Source organism: Vibrio sinaloensis DSM 21326 (assembly GCF_000189275.1).
In the GTDB taxonomy this organism is placed as follows: Bacteria; Pseudomonadota; Gammaproteobacteria; order Enterobacterales; family Vibrionaceae; genus Vibrio; species Vibrio sinaloensis.
The window spans coordinates 1-560 of the sequence record NZ_AEVT01000091.1 but is presented as its reverse complement, the minus strand read 5'-3'; the positions used below and the strand labels follow the sequence as shown (position 1 = coordinate 560).

The window sequence follows — 560 nt, the reverse complement described above, 5'->3', positions numbered from 1 at the left end:
CACACAAATCCAGTGGGACAAAAATTCGCCCGTCACGTAAACCACGTCAGGGCAAAGGCGAAACCAGCCAGCAGGGGAGAAAGCCATGCAGAAATCCAGCCAGACAGCACCGCATCGCGGGCAGTACAGCAAATCAGGGCAGCCCGCGTGCAGTGGGAACGCGAAAACGGGATCGCCAGCGACGGAGACGGCCTGGCGACTCTGGGAAGTCATGGGGGAAATTTATTCGAACCGATGGACGCAGAAGAACGGCGCGGCACCTTCGAAGCTGTGGGTGGCCCAGATTGGGGCGATGACTGAGCGCCAAATCCGGCTGATTTGTCAGCAGTGTATGGAGCGATGCCGGGCGGCTGAGACATGGCCGCCGGACCTGGCTGAGTTTATTTCGCTGGTTTCTGAAAGCGGAGCTAATGCGTTTGGTCTCACAGCCGATGCAGTGCTGGCGGAATATCGTCACTGGCGTAACGAGTCCTGGCGCTACTCCGGCAGTGATAAATATCCGTGGCCGCAGCCGGTTCTGTATCACATCTGCATTGAGATGCGCAGAACGGGCGTCGAGC

The 560-nt window shown here is 58.6% G+C and carries 1 protein-coding gene; it reads left to right on the top strand.

Annotated features, from left to right (window positions below; all coding sequences use genetic code 11):
* Nucleotides 1–85: 85 nt before the first annotated feature.
* A partial coding sequence (locus RH45_RS16115) for a replication protein P (protein WP_086027037.1) occupies nucleotides 86–560 on the top strand: 475 nt, incomplete at its 3' end.